General features: G+C 57.6%; 14 protein-coding genes and 1 pseudogene. All 15 read right to left on the reverse strand.

The window, feature by feature from the left end:
* Window positions 1-5: 5 nt before the first annotated feature.
* The 15 genes and pseudogenes from FCE95_RS07630 to FCE95_RS07700 all read right to left on the reverse strand — a co-directional run bounded on the left by FCE95_RS07630 (window position 6) and on the right by FCE95_RS07700 (window position 19,345).
* Window positions 6-3,083: an error-prone DNA polymerase gene (locus FCE95_RS07630; RefSeq protein ID WP_137266329.1), complete on the reverse strand. Its 3,078-nt coding sequence runs from the start codon at window positions 3,081-3,083 to the stop codon at window positions 6-8.
* Window positions 3,080-4,495, reverse strand: a complete 1,416-nt coding sequence (locus tag FCE95_RS07635; protein WP_137266330.1) for a Y-family DNA polymerase — start codon at window positions 4,493-4,495, stop codon at window positions 3,080-3,082. Before FCE95_RS07635 ends, FCE95_RS07630 begins: the two co-directional genes overlap by 4 nt.
* Before the next feature lie 9 nt (window positions 4,496-4,504).
* Window positions 4,505-5,119, reverse strand: coding sequence for a translesion DNA synthesis-associated protein ImuA (gene imuA / locus FCE95_RS07640; RefSeq protein ID WP_137266331.1), 615 nt, complete (start codon window positions 5,117-5,119; stop codon window positions 4,505-4,507).
* A gap of 2 nt (window positions 5,120-5,121) precedes the next feature.
* A complete protein-coding gene (gene lexA, locus FCE95_RS07645; RefSeq protein WP_137266332.1) occupies window positions 5,122-5,730 on the reverse strand; it encodes a transcriptional repressor LexA in 609 nt (202 codons plus the stop codon).
* Between the two features lie 271 nt (window positions 5,731-6,001).
* Window positions 6,002-6,670: a hypothetical protein gene (locus FCE95_RS07650; protein WP_137266333.1), complete on the reverse strand. Its 669-nt coding sequence runs from the start codon at window positions 6,668-6,670 to the stop codon at window positions 6,002-6,004.
* Between the two features lie 36 nt (window positions 6,671-6,706).
* Window positions 6,707-7,219: a methionyl-tRNA formyltransferase-like protein gene (locus FCE95_RS07655; RefSeq protein WP_137266334.1), complete on the reverse strand. Its 513-nt coding sequence runs from the start codon at window positions 7,217-7,219 to the stop codon at window positions 6,707-6,709.
* A 110-nt stretch (window positions 7,220-7,329) separates the two neighbouring features.
* On the reverse strand, window positions 7,330-7,824 hold the full coding sequence (locus FCE95_RS07660; RefSeq protein WP_137266335.1) for a hypothetical protein: 495 nt from the start codon (window positions 7,822-7,824) through the stop codon (window positions 7,330-7,332).
* 140 nt (window positions 7,825-7,964) lie between these two features.
* Window positions 7,965-13,112 (reverse strand): RHS repeat-associated core domain-containing protein, encoded by a 5,148-nt coding sequence (locus tag FCE95_RS07665; protein ID WP_137266336.1) that lies wholly within the window; start codon window positions 13,110-13,112, stop codon window positions 7,965-7,967.
* A gap of 6 nt (window positions 13,113-13,118) precedes the next feature.
* Window positions 13,119-14,141 carry a Fic family protein gene (locus FCE95_RS07670; protein WP_189644663.1) on the reverse strand — a complete coding sequence of 341 codons (1,023 nt, stop codon included), beginning with the start codon at window positions 14,139-14,141 and terminating at the stop codon, window positions 13,119-13,121.
* Between the two features lie 427 nt (window positions 14,142-14,568).
* Window positions 14,569-14,949 (reverse strand): HGGxSTG domain-containing protein, encoded by a 381-nt coding sequence (locus FCE95_RS17460; protein WP_137266338.1) that lies wholly within the window; start codon window positions 14,947-14,949, stop codon window positions 14,569-14,571.
* Between the two features lie 1,171 nt (window positions 14,950-16,120).
* Window positions 16,121-16,420 (reverse strand): annotated as a pseudogene (locus tag FCE95_RS17465) (DUF1376 domain-containing protein); the annotation flags it as partial.
* 166 nt (window positions 16,421-16,586) lie between these two features.
* A complete protein-coding gene (locus FCE95_RS07685) occupies window positions 16,587-17,537 on the reverse strand; it encodes a hypothetical protein (RefSeq protein WP_137266339.1) in 951 nt (316 codons plus the stop codon).
* Between the two features lie 365 nt (window positions 17,538-17,902).
* A complete protein-coding gene (locus tag FCE95_RS17470) occupies window positions 17,903-18,220 on the reverse strand; it encodes a helix-turn-helix transcriptional regulator (protein WP_137266340.1) in 318 nt (105 codons plus the stop codon).
* A gap of 105 nt (window positions 18,221-18,325) precedes the next feature.
* Complete coding sequence (locus tag FCE95_RS07695) at window positions 18,326-18,946, reverse strand: hypothetical protein (protein WP_137266341.1); 621 nt, start codon at window positions 18,944-18,946, stop codon at window positions 18,326-18,328.
* 39 nt (window positions 18,947-18,985) lie between these two features.
* The gene (locus FCE95_RS07700; protein WP_137266342.1) at window positions 18,986-19,345 is read right to left on the reverse strand and encodes a hypothetical protein; all 360 of its coding nucleotides are present in this window, start codon (window positions 19,343-19,345) and stop codon (window positions 18,986-18,988) included.
* Window positions 19,346-19,555 lie beyond the last annotated feature (210 nt).

A 19,555-nucleotide genomic window follows, 5' to 3' on the forward strand; every position in this document is an offset into this window, starting at 1 on the left:
TCGTATTAATGGAAATCTCGGCTTCGAGCATCCAGTCTACCCAAGAGCTCCGAAAGGTCATGCAGTTTGGCCGCCACTAGATTCCCTACCCCATCGGCCATCTCCCAAATGCCGTCCACGACCAGCAGTCGAGAACCCAAGAGTTCCTTACGCTGCCGATTACCCAAGTCTTGCCAGACGATGACCTGCACTACCCCCGTCTCATCTTCCAAGGTCAAGAAGGTCGTCCCATGGGCGGTGGCCGGGCGCTGACGAAGCGTCACCAAACCTGCGACCCGGACACGCGCGCCATTGCGACGGACCATTACTTCCCGGCTCATGAGGCAGCGTTGACGCTTAAGCTTCGCGCGGACCAAAGACACAGGATGCGGCCCCAGCGTGAGCCCTACTGACGCGTAATCCGACAGCAGGTCTTCGCCCGGGGTCGGCACTGGAAGTTCCACACGGGTCTCCTGCGGGCTGCCTTGCCGCAGTGGGCTTTGATGCTCTACACCTGCGACCGACCAGCGAGCCGCGTTACGGTGGCCAGCTAAGCTCGCCAAGGCGCCAGCCTCGACAAGGACTGAGCGTTCCCGATGATCTAACCCTGCCCGGTGGCACAAATCGGCTACATCCCAGAAGGGCGCCCTCGCGCGAGCAGATTCAATCCGCAGCGCGGCCGCTTCGGACATCCCACGGATCTCGCGTAGGCCCAATCGAAGGGCGGGCTGCTTCGCGAGGTCGGGCCCAGCTTCCAAGGTGTTGTTCCAGCCACTGACCGTCACATCGACCGGACGCACCTCGACCTCATGTCGGCGCAAGTCCTGGATGATCTGGCTAGACGAATAGAAGCCCATGGGCTGGGAATTGAGCAAGCCGCAGGCAAAGGCAGCGGGCTCATGGCACTTAAGCCAGCAACTGGTGTAGGTCAGTAAGGCGAAAGAGACCGCATGGCTCTCGGGAAAGCCGTAACCGGAAAACCCGATGATTTGCTGGAAAGTTTCTTCGGCGTAGGCCTGGGTGTAACCCTTGGCGAGCATGCCATTGATGATTTTCTCGCGATGGTGATCCATGGTGCCGTGGCGCTTCCAGGCCGCCATCGATCGGCGTAGTTGGTCGGCATCGCCGGCGGAGTAGCCCGCCGCCACGATCGCTACGCGCATCACTTGTTCCTGGAACAGGGGCACCCCCATCGTGCGTTCGTAGATAGCTTTGATGTCTTCGTTGGGGTAAGTCGCAAATTCCTTGCCCTGTCGGCGCTGGAGGAAGGGGTGGACCATTTTTCCTTGGATCGGTCCCGGGCGAATGATCGCCACCTCAATAACTAAGTCGTAAAAGCAGCGAGGCTGCATCCGCGGCAGCATGGACATCTGCGCTCGGCTTTCGATCTGAAAGACACCGATCGTGTCGGCCTTGCAGATCATGTCGTAGGTCGCTGGATCCTCGGACTGAATCGTGGCGGGCGTCAGGTCACGATTGCGATGCGCACGCAGCAGATCGAGTGTTTTGCGGATACAGGTCAGCATACCGAGCGCCAGACAGTCGACCTTGAGTAGCCCTAAGCTGTCTAGGTCGTCCTTGTCCCATTGGATGATGGTGCGATCCTCCATTGCTGCATTTTCGACGGGCACCAGCGTCGATAGGGGGGCGTCGGAAATGACGAAACCGCCTACATGTTGGGAGAGATGCCGTGGGTGATCGAGCAACTCGGCGGTCAGCCCGATAACGCGTCGGATGATTGGCGCGGCAGGATCAAACCCTGCCTCGATCAGTTTGTCCTCGATCGGGTCTTCGCCTGACCACCAGCCGAAACAATGGGACAGCGCATCGACTTGGTCGGCCGGCAGCCCCAGGGCCTTGGCCACATCGCGCACGGCGCTTTTGCCCCGATAGCAGATGACGGTCGCGGCCAGCGCCGCACGCTCGCGCCCGTAACGCTGGTAAATGTATTGGATGACCTCTTCGCGCCGCTCGTGTTCGAAGTCGATATCGATGTCCGGCGGCTCATTACGCTCCTTGGAAATGAACCGCTCCATAAGCATGTTCATGCGCATGGGATCGACCTCGGTGACGCCGATGGCAAAGCACACTGCCGAATTGGCCGCCGACCCTCTCCCCTGACAGAGGATGTTCTGGCTGCGGGCGAAGCGGACTAGGTCGTAAACGGTTAAAAAGTAGGCTTCGTAGTTCAATGCCCGAATGAGATCGAGCTCATGCTCGATCTGGGCGCGAACCTTGTCCGAGATGCCCTCGGGCCAGCGCCATTTAATCCCTTCCTCGGTCAGGTGACGTAGCCAGGAGGCGGGCGTATGGCCCTCGGGCACGATTTCGGCGGGATAGCGATAGCAAAGCTCGTTCAGGGAAAAACTACAGCGCTGCGCGATGCGAAGGGTTTCCTCCAGCAACGAGGGGGGATAGACCTTGGCCAGAAGGTCGCGTGTGCGTAGATGCCGCTCACCGTTACGGAACAAATAGCCGCCAGCGGCACTGATGGTCCGGTTATGCCGGATCGCGGTCATGGTGTCCTGAAGCGCGCGCCGGCGCCGGATATCCATATGCACATCGCCGGCGGCCACCATCGGCAATCCCAGCTCGCAGGCCACCCCTTCCAAAGCCACCAAACGCTCGGCATCGTTGCCATCTCGGTGGAGCTCGACGGCCAGCCAACCGCGATCGCCAAACAAAGCTTTGAACCATGCACCGTGCTCACGCACGATTTGCGCCCCCGGCGCCCACAGCACCAAGGTGCCGGGCAAACCACCGGCCAAGTCGGCACGAGTGAGCCGATATTCGCCCTTTTCCGCCGCGCGGCGCCCGAGCGTTATCAGAGCGCACAACGCCTCATAACCTTCCTTGGTTTGAGCGAGTAACACCAGCTTGGGCCCATCGACCAATGTGATCTCGGTGCCGACGATCAGCTTCATCTCGTGACGCTTGGCCGCCTCATGCGCCCGGACGATGCCGGCCATCGAGCATTCATCGGTGATGGCCAGCGCGGTATAGCCGCAGGCCTTGGCACGCACGAAGAGCTCTTCGGCGTTGGCAGCACCGCGCTGGAACGAGAAATCACTCAGGCAATGGAGCTCGGCATACTCCGGGGTCATGCGAACCAGCCCTGCAGCATCCAGGTGCCCGGTTCGTTAATCGGGCAGAAGGCCCACGCGCGCTGCCCGGTGGATAGCTCCAGAATGTAGTAATCGCGTCGAGCATCCTCCCCGTCCCACCACCCGGTTTCCAACCGTTCGGGACCGGACAGGACCGTCGGCCGCGGGTCGCGAAGCGGTAGGGGGCGATGCAGCAACCAACTCGGCCGCAGCGGCCTCTGGGGTGCCACTGGAAGCTTGCTCGCACTCCAACGCGACCAGGCCCGCTCGGGACGCGGGTCCACCTCAGGCGCGACCTGATAGACCGCTTCGTTCCCTAGCCGCGCACGTAGCCGCTCGCGCAATTGCTCCCACGGCATCGCATGGGCGGGACGCTCATCGAATAGATCCCGGCCACCCGGCACGAAAGTCGGCAAGTCCTTGGCGATCAATCTCAACGCCACGATGGCCTTCGGGATCTGGGCTTGTTCCAAACGACCCTTGGTCAGCTCGAACAGCATGCCAGCCTCGCGTTCGGCGCAGAGCAGTCCCACCATCACGATGGTGGGTGGCAGGCCTTCATGCTCCAGGTGCAACTGGAATTGTTGGACGCCTCCATCGCGCCCGGCCAGATACGCCGCCAGGTCTGCCGTCATCCGGCGTACTGGAAACAGCAAGGCTTGATGGTTTTCGACCTCATAGGACAGCTCGATTTTCATATCGAAACGGTCCGGTGGCTGGTAGCACTCCAGCAACTCAGGCGCATCCCCCAACATGTAATCCAGGGTCGTCAGCAGTTCCTGCCCGAAACGGCGGCGCAATCCGTCGCGGGGTAACTCGAACACTTGGCGCAGATGCCGCAGCCCCATCGCATGAAGGCGGTCGCCGCAGTCCTCCGGCAAGAACGCGCGCCGCACAGGCACACGCCCTAGCATGTTGCGCAACTGTTCTTGGTTAAGGATCGTGAGCCCATCTTCCATGCGCGCCAACAGTCGCGCACCGTAAGCAGTGGGTGCCAGGGCAATGTGGTGACGAAAGCCCAACGCGGTGAGGTCCTCACGCAATTGCCTTTGGAACTGAGGCCAAGAGCCATGGAGGCCGAAGCTTCCTTTGGCCTCCAATACGATCGCCCCTGGCCAGCCGGCGTAAACCTGCGAACTGAAACGGTAAGCCCAGGCGGCAAGGAACTGCTGCCAGCGCTCTTCGGTTTTGGGGTCATGGTTGATCGCGGCAAATCCGGGCACGATGGCTTGCGCCGCGATCAAGCGCATGCCCGGCCTTAGGCCTGCCTGCCCCGCAGCTCGATTGACGGCGATCAGGTCGCGACGCTGTGCATGCCCTCCAATAATCGCCAAAGGTTCATCGGGTGCGGGATGCCAACGAAGGATGCTGTCGATACCCAGATGAGGGAAATAGATACCTGCCCACAGCATGGTCGCGGCTCAATGGCGAACGGCAATGGGAAATGCGCGTGTTGGCGCGGGTCCACCGCGGCATTTGCGCACAAAGACCTGACGGTCCACGCCAATCTCCAGACGCAAAGCGGCGGGCGATGCCTCATTGGCATAACGCAGGTCGCGAACGGCAAAGCCCAGCGTTTGGCCGGTATCTGCGGCTACCTGCAGACGGCGCAACGCATGATGGTTAACTTTCTGTGGCCAGGCCACCACCGCGGCGCATGCGCCCGAGCGCAGCGCCTGTTCAAAGGCCCACACCGCTTGCCTGGGCTCGGCCTCCACGATATGGAGATGGCGCAGATCGATCCCGCGCACTTGCCAAGCCGGCGCATAGGGAATGTAAGGCGGAGCGATCAAGGCGACGGCTTTACCTGCTTGCGTAAACCGCTCCAAGGTCGGCATGAGCAGATCCAACTCGCCTACCCCGTCGGCGGGTATCAATATCTCGGTAAGCGAGCGCTCGGGCCATCCACCCAAAGGCAGCGCTTCATCCAGCGAGGCGTGTCCTGTGGATTGTCGACTAAGCGGCAGCGCATTCGAGCGACCGCGCCACACCTGACGCGCGAGCAACAGGTTATCCAGTGCTATCACCTGGCCCATGCTTAGACCGTCCGGATTAGGCCGCAGTAAAGTCCCTCGACCGCGAAGTCTTCGGTCGGATCCGGATCGATCGGCGCAAAAGTCGGATTGCAAGGCATCAGACGTAACGATCGCCCTTTGCGGTGCAAGCGTTTGACGGTAATGCCTTCCTCACCCACTCGCGCCACCACGATTTGCCCATGCTCAGCATCGGGCGTGGGATGGACGCCAATCAGATCGCCATCGAGGATCCCCGCTTCGATCATCGACTGGCCTTGGACTCGAAGCAGATAGCGCGGCCGTGGTCGAAACAAAGCCCGATCTACCGCAATTTCGCGCTCGATATGATCACCGACCAGAATCGGTATGCCAGCGGCCACTCGCCCTATGAGGGGCAAGCTCAGGGTGTCGGAGGCGCGCCTCGCCTCCAGTAAGCGGATCCCACGCGCTCGGCCTCGCGTGAGCTCGATGAACCCTTTTTCGGCTAACGCCTGGAGGTGTTTGGCTACCCCATTGGGGCTAGCCAGGCCAAAGCCTTCAGCAATCTCCAAAATGGTTGGCGGACGTCCGTTGGCCGCAATAGAGGCGCGCAGGTATTCCAAGATCGCGTCTTGGCGGTCGGTTAGGCTCATGGTGTAAATATTTACACCCTAAGGGTATAAAAGTCCAAACCCAGTGAACGCCGGCCCCATCTCACCGGTTAAGACAGTAGGCAAAACAAGCCTTTGCCGGCCGTTCTTAAGGGCTGACCTGGTAGCGGATCGCGGGTCCCGAGGCGATACCTAGATTAGCTGCAGGCCTCATTTACATTCCTCTATCGTTGATTGAGGCATCCGTGCACCCAGTCTCCGCTCCGCGTATAGAAGCGTGTCTTGAATTAGTGCTTGGACCAACGCGCTTCAGTCACGCCTCATCTTGACCAACCTTGGTGACCTGCGTCGTAATTAAATTTAAGCCGCCGGCCCCTTCAAACTGACTATAAATTTCTCTTTCCGGGTCAAAATACAAATCTCTCGTCCCAATAGTGCAATTCAAAAAATCACGGCTTAGAACTTGGCCGAGCGGACGCATCGCACCGCTGTGATTGACGCCAGATCTATGCCCTCCCACTACAACCACATTATTCGCAAGGCATGCTTTGTAACCGTTTGAAGAATAGTCAATCACAAGCCCCCCGGGAGACATCTGCTCCATAAGCTCGGCCTGCCGCAGCAGAGTTGAGCTCTTCCCTCGCCAGTTTGTTTTCGCTTGGAATGGAAGACCTTTTCTGCGAATTACGTCTCCACGATTGTTCGCAACTTCAATCTGAAAGATGCCGTCCGCACCCAGTCGTTTCTCAGGAGCATTTGGGCCGCGGCCACGCAGCTTCATATAACTAACACGAACCGAGTAGATGCCTTCTGGGCCGGTAAATAGGATCGGCTCACGCATGGCCAGCGCTTGTCCAAGCGCACCCGTCAGAGAGTCCTCATCGCCGCGATTTTGATCAAAGAAAGCTTCTGCATCCGCAACGCCCGCCAGATATCGGTCACGAAGCATGCTTATTAGTGATGGCGGGAGAATGTCTTGCACACAGCTTATTCCTAAAGAAGATGATCGACCAAATGTTTAGGCTAGATTCGGTGGAAGCTCGAGACGCGCTTCCTCGCCGCTCGTTCGATGAAGCAGAACGACTATTTCTGCTAAAGGAAGATCAGCCGCAGCCGTCGCGTCGATCAATTTTTTCCAGGGAACGCTATCCACTCCAAAAAGCAACAAGATTAGCCTTCGATATCCTATGCCCTGCATCAGCTTGAGCGTCTTAAGGTCTTTCTTGAGGTGGCCCAGGTCGGGGCGACATTCAACCTCTATGACCGCAGCGTTATATCGATGTACGCCGGGAAGGTGAAGAATTAGGTCTGGGTTTGGGCCGGTATGCGAGTCAAAATCTGGATGACCCCGCTTGTCTGGCTCAGCAGTTAGCGTGAGACGCATATCGCCGAATATGAGGCGGAGTTGATGATAGAGTTCGTAGCAATAAGCGCGCTCACGCTTAATTGGCTCTCGGCCCGCAACGGGCAAATCAAAATAGCGGCCGTCTATACGTTGAGTCGCCTGTCTAATTTTTTCAACAAGATTCATGGCTTATCGCATAAGCACCGTTGCTATATCCCACTTCAAACATCAGCATCTCTGTCTCAAAAATATCAAGCAGTCGGCCGAAAACGCCCATAGCGATTACGCGCGCGCGATCAATCTTTTTTGCAACGCCAGCTTTCAACCTGCGCGAGGGTCTTAGAGTCCATCGACTGAACGTCTTGCGGCACTCGACCCGTTGATTTAAATGTGTAGTGCAATCCATAGCCCTTACCTTGCACATAACGATCGCAAGAAAGAATCCATGATTCGGCGGACCGCCCCGCTTGTTCCGCTAGGCGACAAACCGCCAAAAGCTCGTCGCCGTCAGCAAGGGGATTTTGCCGCCCATTAGCAGACGCTACCTTCCTCCAAACATAGAGGTCGCTTGTTAGGTTGGGGTTTGAAATAGTCACCGTACGGCCGTCGCCAGACAATTCGAACTGAGGACTGCCTTCAATCGCTACGCGTTTATAAAAGGAGTCAGCCGGAAGGCTCTCCCACTTCCAAACCTGTGCGGTTTTGGTGGTGATAAGACCACTACTGATCTCTTTTGGCAGTCCGCAATCCTTATCGGCTGCTTCGCATCCGCGAAATGCAACGTCACCCATATGGCCAGTATCGGCTGGCGCCCAACCCACGTTAGAGATGGCACGCGCTGCCGGAACACAAAAAACACCCTTGTCGGCCCCGTGGTTTCGTGAACCACATGCTGTCGAGCACAAAAGTCCAATACTGAGTACGAGCCACTTCATAGTTCACAACTCGGTAGAGTGCACCATGTAAAGAAGAAGTTCACGACAGGCCTTCCGACAGTCCAAAGGAAATCGCCACCAAATATGTCTGGCGAAGCCCCATTTGCTCGGAAAACATCATAATGAAATTCAGCGATTGTTTGACCGCTCAACCGCACTGGGTTCGATGGGCTTGCCCCGGCTCTATCTAAGGCGTTCATATGCCCTCGAACCAAGCCCACCCGAACCTTGTTCATCCTGTTTTCTAGTTCCCGCGGGCAGTTATTTAGCTCGGGATCGTTTTCCTTTAAAGAATTCGCCAGCCGCACGTTGGTGAAGAGTGCTCCAGCATAATTTCCTAGCGAGGCTCCGGTTTGCGATGCAACCTCGTAGCCCCTGCATGCATAGGTGTCGCCGCCGGCGCAAGCGGATTGATAGTAAACATCCCAATCGCCATTATTCGCCGCCCTTCTCTCAACATCCGAAACCCAACAGCCCTTCTCATTGCACTCGAGTCCAGCCGGATCGACGCGAGTCATCGGATTCCCGCCGACATAGGCATAGGTATTCATGCCGCCAACTAGTCCTATCGGGTCAGATTGCAAGTAGCGACCGATGCTCGCGTCGTAATCCCGGAAGCCGTTGTACCAATTCCCCGTCTCTGAGTCGAAATACTGCCCCGGATACCCGATATTGAGACCACCAATACCGTCTTGGTAAACGGTTCGTTCAAAGGCATAGTTCGCGGCACGCCAAACCGGCTGCTGCGTCGAACTGGTGACGGTCTCAGGCCGCCCCAGATTGTCGTTATGCACAAAGTTGAGCACGCTATTCGGTGTAACGACGCCTAGCAGTTCGTTCCCTACCCAAATATAGCTCTTCCATCCACTGGCATCGGATTCGGCCAACAGTTGGTTCTGGCCGGCGTAGACGAAGCGGGTCGTGCCCGTCGAATTCGATTTGGCGACGCGTTGGTCGTGCGCGTTAAATGTATAGGTAGTGTCCGCCGTAGTCGCGCCATTGTAGTAGGAAGCCTTCGACATACGGTTGAAGGCGTCGTACTCGTACGAGGTGATGTGATGGTAGTGCGCATGTTCCCAATTTCGGTTGCCACGGCCATCGTATTGGTATTCGACGGCGGTGTTGTTGTTTGAAAGATTAGACCCTATGACACGATTACTGTACGCATCGATGCTGTACACCCTGTCGCCGTTGGGCCCGACATAACTGCCGCGGTTGCCGTTGGCGTCGTGCTGCCAGGTCGCCATATTCGCGCCACCTGCAGACACGCTGGTTAATCGGCTTAGCTCGTCGTAACCGTAGTTCCGGCTCAACGATGGCGTTGCGGCATCGGTCATAGACGTGATGTCGTTGTTCTTGTCGAAAGCATAAGTCAAGCTCTGAGTCAGAGTGTCGGTATCGCTGGTGCTGATGCCGCTCAGGCGACCATCCATGTCGTAGTTGTAGCGGCGCTCTAAGCCGTTGCCGTAGGTCCAGCCGATCGCTGGCCCAAAAGGTCGATAGAGGAAGTTCGTGGCCACATAGACGCCTGTCCCACTCGCGTTGGCGGCCACGCCCGACAAGCGGCCATTGGCATAGGAGTAGGCAACATAGACGCCGCTCGGATAGCTAATGCCGGTGATCCGGCCCATGCCGTCGTAAGCGTAACCCGTGTGGTAGCTAGAGCTTGGTGTCCAATCGTGCTTAGTCGCCACCTGCCCTTGAGGGGTGTAGGAATATTGAGTGATAGTCCCGCCAGCGAGATTCGTATTGGTCTCACACAACATGCCCTTGCCATTGGCGCACGTATCGTACGTGTAGTTGCGACCGGCGGTACTTGTGCCATACCAAGTAATACGCCCGAGCCCATCGTATTGGTAGACCAATCCGCTGCCGTCTGCCCTACTTAGACTTGTACGTAACCCCTCAGGGCTATATTGGAAAGTAGTGATACCTGTATCCGGACTAGATTGAGACCAGAGCTGCCCGAATCCGTCATAGCTGTAAGTCGTGATAAGGCCCCGCGAATCCACCACCTTGGCTAATCGGTCCCCAGCGTCATATTCGAACTGAGTAATTGCATTGCGAGGATCGGTAGATGTGACCATCCGAGCCAAGCCGTCGTAAGTTAACGTCGTGACTCTATTGAGCGAGTCGGTAATCGTCTTGACTCGACCTACGCCATCGTAGGTATAACGAATATTCGAACTGCTACCGTTGACGTCGTTACCGCGTCTGGCGCGGACGCGCGCGAGCTCGTCGTAGTCGATGTAGGTGCGCGACAGGACCAGCGTCGATGAGCCGGATTCGATGCCGGTCTCGATCATGGTGACGTCGCCGTTCAAGTTGTAGCTGAATTTCTGGAAGCCGAGCGGCGGCGGGGGTGGGGGCTGGACCGCGATAGACGCGTCGACCAGCGGCCCGAACCATTCGACGCCGTATTTGATCATCGACCACTGTAGCGAATAATTGCCGACGGCCGGAGCCGTCGCCGGAATGCTGAAGTTTGCGGTCTGGCCAGGCGCCACCGGGGCGGACAGCGTGCCCCAGCTCATATTCCATAGCGCGTAGTTGGCGCCGTTGGTCGGAGAGAGGAAGTAGAGGTCCGGCGTCCACGTGGTGGTGCCGCTATTGAGCATCTGAATGTTGAAAGTCACCGGCTTCCCGGTCTCCACGGATGCCGGGATGCTCTTGCTCACGAACGAAGCGCCGTTCGTAGGGGCGGGCTGAACGGTGATCACGGTATTCGGCGTATAGGCGCCGAACCAAGCCACGCCGTCGCGCACCATCCGCCACTGGAAATTGTAGTTGCCGGCGGTAGCCGGAGCGGTGACGTTGAAATTGAAGGTCGCGGTTTGCCCATTGGCTACCGAGCCTGGCGTCGCGACGCGCTGCAAGCCCCAAGTCATGTTGTCGAGCGGGTTGGCCGAACCCAGGTTGTGGTTGGTTGCGGCGGTCCAAGTCTCGCTGCCACCGTTGATCATGCGCAGCGTGACGGAATAGGTTTGTCCGGCCACCATCATCGTAGGTACGTTCTGGTCGACGAAGCCGGCCGAACGGAGGGGCGGTCCCGGCGGATCGGTTTCGCAATCCGGCTGCGGATGGCAGATCATCGGTGCGACGGTGCCGCCGCCGTCCAATTCGCCTTCTACGGTGAATTGCCCCGTAGAACCCGCCGAAGAAGTCGGGCCCGTCAGACTGCTCATCTGGCTGGCATAGGGCGAGCCGGGCTCGGGACGCGTCGCCTTGATCAGCCGATCACTACTGTCGTAGAAGAAACTGGTCGTGACATTGTCGGGAGTAGTGGTTGCTGCTAGGCGCCCACGAGCATCGTAGCTATTGATCGTTGTGCTCGGCGAGGTGCCGACGTAAGTCGTTTCTGTCAAAACTCGTCCGCGAACATCGTACGAGTAGTCCGCAATTGCACCATTGGCGCTGGTTATTCGGCCAGGCTTACCAAGCACATTGTAGTTGCTGTAAAGCGTGGTATGGCCAAGGCTATTTGTGACAGAGGAAAGACGCCCGTAGGCATCGTATGTGCTCGTGATCGCATCGCCTGAGCCTTGAAGTGGACCATCAAGCGTCGCTGAAGCGAGCATCCCATTTGGCTGCTTGGTATATACGTATGTCGTGGTGTGGGTAGCTCCACTAACCCCTTTCGTCGAAAGATTTTTGTTGACGACGCTCGCGATATACCCATCCGGCGTATAGCTAAAAATATCCTCGGCGAATCCAACCACCTTCCGACGCGTCAGCCTGTTCTCTGCATCCCACTCCAGTTCCGACACCCTTTGCTGCGGGGTTCCGACTGCTTCAGTTTTCTTGATCAGCCGACCATTTGTGTCGTAGTCGTAGTTGATCTTAACGCCATTTTCGTCTGTTTCCTCATCAAGTCGTCCTTCGCTATCGAACGTTCTAGCGCTAAAGGTCGCCGCACAATGCGCAGAGACCACGCCAGAAACCGAAGCGATCTTTCCATTTTGGATCGCATATATTGTCTTTTTCCCGAGCGAATTCGTTCTTTCGGTTCGATCAGAAAAGTAGGCGTACGTCTTGATGTCACTTCCGTCTTCCTTGCGAGACTCGATTACCCGTCGTGAAGCGTCATAGGTATAGCGGGTTTTTCTAACTCCATTCACATATATGCCACCTAAGGCACCATCATACCCATCGTACCCATAGGTAATATTTCCTTTCCCGTCTGGGAAAGTTACGTATGTTAGAAGAGCAGTTTCGTATCCAAATGCATACGTATATACATTTCCGGCCGGGTCCTTTACCTTCACCCACCCAGTCGGGCTCCGATCTTGCTCGATTTGGATGTTGCGACCGGAAGTGTGCGTCACCTGAGTAAGCAAGGTTCCGTTGTAGCTGTAGGTCAGGCCGACGTTATCCAGGCCCTTACGCTGGGTAATCAGCCCGCCGCCCGCATATATCTCATATCCTTTCCCAGGGAGGCTTAACTTAAAAGTGCCGTCGCCTAACTTAACGATGCTGGCATTGGGAGCCTCTTCTGAGCCTTTCCAGGTTCCACTCGCCGCGTCGTACGTGAAAGTAATGACGTCGCCGCCTTCACGATGCGAATAGATATTCGTCGGCGCAGACGGCACGCAATATGTCGGATCGACAGTGGGGTAGCACCCCACCTGTTCGGGCCACCGTGTATCGAAAGAAAGGGTCAGATCGAAGTTCGTGATCCATCGGCCTCCCAAAAGGCCATAACCAGCCCAGAGTTGGTTGTAGGCTCTATCGAACCTCAGCCCATCATCTGCTTCGGATGCGAAGTCCGTTTCGAAATGAGACTTCTTTCCTGTGACGATATCGACAGGATTGTCGCATAGGGTTTCTTTACTTGGCCCTGGATCATCGGCGGGAGGATCTCCCGTTTCCCCTGAGTAAGTATTGCTACTTCCAGTATCAAAACCGCCGCCATAGGCGTAGCCACCCGCGCCATAACTACCGCCACCGCCCGGATTGCGGCCAATCACTAGAAGCCCATCTAACGTCGTGACCCTTTTAGTGGGGTCATGGGCAGATTGCGCGGAAGCTTGGAACCCCATAGACGCCGCACCGATAAACAATAGCGTCGCGATCGCCCGCTTCAAATCGGTCATGGCGGCTGGTGGCAACTCGCGACCGAGATGCTGAAGATTTTGGCAGTTCATTCGTTCCTATCCCCGTACAATTTTTTCAACGCAAGCGCCGAATTCCGCTTCCGACGCATCGATCAAGCCCTGTATCGAGAGCATGTCCTTTTCGACCCGAACTATCGTGCTGTAACTCGTGACCCTGTCCAAGAAACCTGCCATGGATTTGGCAGACGAGCCGAACTTCTCCCGCAACTTGTGCACCGAAACGCTATTCTTCGAAAACAGTTCCGCGATCGTCGTTTGTCTGGCGCTGCGGGTTCTGGCCTGCCTATTTATTTCGCCTGTAATCGTCGAAAGCGCGTGCAGTATTTCTGACCCGTGAAGCCTACCCGTCAGCTCTTGCTCGAAGCGATGAACCAGTAAAAGATAATTCTTAAGTCCATTTGCCCTAGCTTCCGGCCATATCCTCTCGCCGAACTCGCGCTTGCATGCGTTTTGCAAGCTTGTCTGAACCATTGCCGGCCAACCCGCTTTGCGCCGCGCACCTACAGATGCCATAACGAGCCGCGACCATCGGCCGTTGGCGTCTACAAAGGGATGGAGATGGATGCAAAAGAAGCCTGTGACCCCGACCACAATGGCGGGGTCTAGCGGTGATTCGTTCAAACCCGCTAGTCCTGCTTCAAGCGACACAAGGAGTTGCCGCAATGAGGCCGGCAACGCGTAGACCAAATGCGCATCGCTTGCTGTAGGCCCACCCGAAAATACGATCTCATCCCGGAGCCCCGTGACCCGCGTTGAAAGCGTTCTTCCGGCGTTGACAATTTCATCTAGCGTATCTAGCTGCTTTAAACCCGTGAGGATTTCGGCAAATCGCATCGCCTGCGCGAAATCAACACCGCCACTGGGCCCGCGCCGCGACGAAGACGCGATCAACAGCAGGCCTGCGTCTTCAAGCCGCGGGTCTTGTACAACAGGGACAGCCCCCGCTGTCGGCCTGCAGCGATCGAGCAGCACCGTTAGGGGATCGGGCGTGAAGTAGCGCAGAGGCAGCCCGGTGATAGCGGACGGCACGTTGTCCACCCTTCCCGGCGGCTGGTCCATACCCGGCCTAAAAGAAGGGCTGTGAGTTGCGGAGTCTGACGCTGTCCTCATGGGCGCGTTGAGACCTCATCCCTGAGAGGAAGCATGTGAGCTGCCCTAGACCCCGTCTGCGATCCGATGCCAGGCGGCATCGCCCCTTTCAATCACCCCAGACTAATCCTATCAGTCCCGGATGGCGTCAACATCTGCCGCACGGGTCATTGTTTTGGGCTTGCGGTAGATCGACCTTAAATTGTTACGGAATGGTTATGGCAGTGGCCAGAACCTGACGGACTTTGAAAACGCCCGTCAGCGTGTCGAGCTGGGATCGACCAGGCCGGCGGTAGGTGACGGGGAATGGGGATACCGGAAAGCAAGGCAGATCCGCCGGCATTCCTGCTCCCAAAGCTGGCGCAAGGTCGGACCTGCCATTACCACCATATCAAGCCTAGCCTTCGGGTTGCTCCTTGTGCCTATTCGGCAGGTTCGCCGCCGACCTCGCCTTGCCTGCCTCGGTGCGGGGTCCTGTTGATCGTCCGCCATGATATCGGCAGCGCTTCTTTCCTGGTTCACTCTTGAGACGGCAAAGGACGCCGAACCCCATCTTCGCGCCGCATATCACCCGCTCCTTCGCCCTCTTCTTCCGACCACGTCGCTTAGTCTCTTGACCCCACAGCTTTTCAAGCATCGCGACCAGTTTGGTCCGTGCTTCCGGCGACAAACTTGCCGGGTCGCTCAAAGTCAAACGCGCGCGCCCGCGCGAGGAGTCGCCTACCGGGCGCCTACTAGGACCTTGCTCGTTCGTATCGTGGGTTTGATCTGCTTTCATGGTGTGCGCCCTCAAAGTGGTTACTTCGGCCTAGCCCTCTGAGTGTTCGCTCCGACCCAGGACCTTCGAGATATTCAGGAGGTGTCGACGAACGACGTCAGGTGAAGCGGGCACGTAGACCGCCGTTTCTTGGCCAATTAGCGCCTGGGGCTCGGCGGGCAGCTCTCCTCCACCGAGGACATGCTGGCGGGCAAGTTTGTATGCCTCACGAAGCAGGCGATCGGCGTCGCGGATACTCGCGTGTCCGTATGCGTAGCTATCCAAAAAAGACCAGACCAAACGGCCAAAAGAGGATGGCTTTCTGCCCGGCGCGATTTCCCGGCGAACCTCGGCCAGGTCCGGGATTTCGAGGCACATCGCTCTGAACTGCGGTGCTGTCGGAGGAAAGGTGGTCCCCTCGCTCGTGCACTTCCTCAGGCCGTGCGATATCTGATCCTCTGAAAGGCCTGAGAGCACTCCAGCCCACGTCCTCGCCGTGATCCCTGCCGGCCGCTCGCCATATTGCGATGCCCACGCATTGCCAAACATGGCCAGCATATGACGCCAGACCACCTCAAGAACTGATAACGATGGCCGTAGCATCGATCGGCTCCCTGTTATCGAATTCAGCCAAGACGGATGGGAATTTGTCGGCCAGTCCCACACGCCCGTGATAATCAACTCCGCGGATGGGAGCTGCTGGGCCAGCATCGCGCCGGCGCCCTACCGCTGCTGCCACTGCCCATGCGAATGACAAGTCCTTCGCATGGGCTTCCTTGGCCGCGGCTTCGAGCTCCGGGACGCCGACTCCAGCCGCAAGGGCTGCCTTGAGCCGTGGATCTGCATCGTTGGCGTGCATCAATCCCGCGCGCCTCATCGCCATACTTGCCTGACTAGCCAGACGCGATAGCTCATGGTCTCCTTCTTCAGCGGAACATCCCGCGGGAGCGCGCTCTTCTATCTCTGTTCCCTGTCCTATCCCTGTCCCTGTCTCTTGGTGAACGTTACGCGGTGCGTCACGTTGGTCGTGACGTTGTTCGGCACGATCACCGCGTTGACGATCGTGGCCGTTCTGTTCCTGCTTACCTGGTTTTGACTTTCGGTTCGCACTTCGAGCAGCCGTTGCGGCCTCCGTGCGCTTCCTCTGAGCGATCTTGTGCCCCCAAGATTCGAGCGCCTTCTCTGCCACCGTGGGGTGGTACAGCAGGCCATCGCTGCATTTCACCCAGCCGGCCAGGACCGCGGCTCGAATGCGACCCCATGTCCTGGCATCACACATGGCCAGTCGAGCCAACACTCGATTGTTATCGGGTAGAGATCCCGCCGGCACCTGATGCCAGGCTTCGCACCAAAGGCAAACTGCAGCATGGCCTACCTTAGGGTTGTACGCAGCTTCGATCCAAGTTTCCGAAGTAAGGAGGCGGCGCACATCGAGCGGCATAAAGCCGAAATCTCGTAGGTCTACTTCAGGAGGAACCAGGGGCGCCGTCATAGGAGCCCCCTGCGCTCAAGGCACCTAACTGCTCCGCGATGGCCACTCAGGACACGCCCGTGCAATTCTCCGTTACGAACTGTGATATCTTCCCATCGCGTTCCCAGCGCTATGTTCAAAAAACCGCCACCGTCTGCCCGGACCGTGGCGGTTTCATTTGTGTGGATCATGAATTACCTCCACCGTATCGCTTGTTGTAAAACTCGATAAGCACCGCGTCTGCCATACCCGGATTCTGCTTCCTGGCCCGCGGAAGAAATTCCGCCAAGGCCGGGCTCTCCGGCTTAGAAAGTCGGCGCAAAATCCGCTGGTATTCCGGTCTTTCGTCGATTTCGCGCAACTGTCTAGCCCGATCTTCCAGCGCGCGGAAGCTGTTCTCCTGCACCGCACGGATTTCACTATTTCTGGCCTCGAACAGGTCCTTCTCCGTGATACCGCCTGCAGCAATCGTTTGGATCGGATTGCCTGCTTCATCGCGAAGGGTTTCTGCAGAACCGTCCTCTCTCACAAGGCTCGTTCTTCCATCAAGGGAACGGATCAGCGGAATCGCTTCGCTCGGTCTCCTTGCCTTCGCGTCGAGTACGGCCCTGTCTAATTCGGAGCCTACGTTGAACTGGTCGGCATCAAGCCTGCGGCGCGCGTAAGTTTCATTGGCGACATTCTCAGCCTGCGCTCCCTGCTGTAGAGCTTGATTGGCCGCCGCCTGGCCGATGCTTGACGCAGCATTTTGAGCGCCGATCTGGCCGGTTAAGGCCTCCGCCATAGCACGGCGTGCGGAAGGGCTTCCCTTGAACCCGCCCTGGCTAATCTCGAGCCGACGCAGCAATTCGCCACTGGTCGACAACGGGTTGAGGATTTCTGCAGCATCGTTCCTGGCGTCGATCGCCGCGCCGCGCGCGCTATTGAGCGTTCGTTGCGTGACGTCTTGAACCTGGGGCGCAGTGCTGGGTGGGGCAAAAACTGGATCCAGCCGCCGCACGCTAGGCACCACAGGAGGCACTGAGTTGGCTACATCGTATGGCACCGAATGCGTGCGACCATCGGACCCGGTAAAAGTGTTGGGGTCACCGGGGCGCAGTCGAGCCGTCGCGGGCATCGCGATATTGGCCGCTGGCATGGCATCCGCCGCCACCGTAGGTCGGACACCAGCATTCGGACCTCCTAAGGACCGACGAGCCATCGGCGCTGCAGGCACTACGGCTGTAGGTCGACTGGCGGGCTTCATAGGCGTAGGTGCGCTCGCCATCGCTGGTGCACCTGACAAGCCGCGCACGAAGCCGCTGATCGCTCCACCAAGGCCAGCTCTTGGAGCTTGATCGAAATTGCTTGGTTTGACGCCTACCGCTCCTGCAGCGGCCCATCGCTCTTGCGCGCGGTCAGCGGTTTGGTCGAGAGTTCGTCGTACTCCCGCTCCGCTTTGGGCCCACGGATCCTCTGTACTTTGAGTGCCCAGGCGCCTCCGAGGCGCGGCATCGAACGGAGTCACAGTTCCGCCACCGCGGCGCTTTGCCGGCCGGCCCTCCGTCGCGTAGATCTCTGCGGAGACTCTCTGCGTGAACTGGTGAGCTCTGACACACCAACGCCCTTCCCCGAGAACTCCTCAAAGGCCCTATCGATCTCCTCAACTTTCCAGACTCGAATACGAGGTCCGAATCTTATCGGCTGCGGGAGTTTTCCCTCTTTGACATAGAGCCAGAACGTGCTGCGCGCGATACCGTACCGAGCCGCCGCTTGCGCAGCTCGAAGATATGGCTGCGCAGTGCTATTCCGAAACCCCTCATTGACCTCTTTATTTTGCATGACATATCCCGGCTTATCTGGACGCCGACATCATGCAATGGACGCTGACTTCAGTCTTGGGGGAAATGCAGCACATTATTTGCTCGACATTTCCCCCAGTTCACGCTAATCCCCGAACTCTTGAAACCAACCGCGTGCGGCCCTTAATACGCCCTTGTCTACGCGAACCTGATATCCGTTCATAGACAAAAGGAGGTTTGTCACTCGCGCCCACACCGCACCACCTCTCCTCCCGCTTACTTCGCTGGATTCTTCTGAAATGGAGAGTGCTACTCCTAATGTCTTAAGCTGCAGGCCGACCTTGTACGCAAGGGAAACCAGCGGAGTATTGCCCGGCTTATCGGGCTCGTTACGAGCCAACTCAGAGGCGCGCTCAACCGTTGATTTAATATCTTCTGATATTGATCCCAGGTCCTTAAAACTTGCCAATACCCGTCCTCTTGGCAGTTCTCTTTTCCGGTAGGCGCGCGCCCTTGAAAAATGCAAGAGAGTAATCGGCGAAACGGCTAGCAAATCCTTCTGCATTTCGTCGATTGATTTCGCCAAAGCGGCGAGCTCAGCTCGCGCATCTTTGATGGTCTTTACTCCTTTGGACGGGAACTGTTTCCCAGCTCGACGGGGCTTTTTGTGCGTGAATTGCGAATAGACTTTCACAGCAACGCTCAGCGCTGCCATGACCTCATCAACATCGCCCAGCCTCTTCTGCGCGACAAGCAGTTCACGCAAGCGCTCTTCAAATTGGGCTTTACCCGCGGTTATCACGACTTAGCGCCGAAGCCTATCCGCGTCAGCCCACACGATTCGATGCGTTAGACGTTCCACATCCGTCGAAGGTCCCATCGAAGCAACGAGAGAGTAACCAGTGGGCAACTCATCAATCGTACTGATTGGGCCTGTCAGCGCCATTTTTCCCTTCTGATCCATTAAAAGTAAACACGGATCTTTGTCGGTGACGTCATCGCCGATGTCGATCTTGGCGATTGCGGCTGCGCAATGCGCAGTTGGAAGCTCTGGGACAAATTTCAACATAACCTCTATCTCCGACAACGAGGGAAGCAATTGGATCAATGCTCCAGATGCGTACTGCTTCTGACCACGGAACTGGCTTATGCTTGGTGGTGCCATGATCGTTCTCCTATCGAACGGTTGTGGAAGGCCCGCGACGTGGTAGCACACGCCGCGGGCCGCTTGTTATCGATCTCTTCGCGGCCTCCCGAACGTCACACGGTCAGCGAGCATCAGCGCAGAGCTTTCTACCCAGCGCTCGAACCCCTGGAGGTCCATTAATATCCGCCCGTCTGGCGCTTTGAGGTATTCGCGATCAAGTAGCCAGTC

This window comes from Luteimonas gilva (genome assembly GCF_005239095.1).
Classification (GTDB): Bacteria; Pseudomonadota; Gammaproteobacteria; order Xanthomonadales; family Xanthomonadaceae; genus Luteimonas_C; species Luteimonas_C gilva.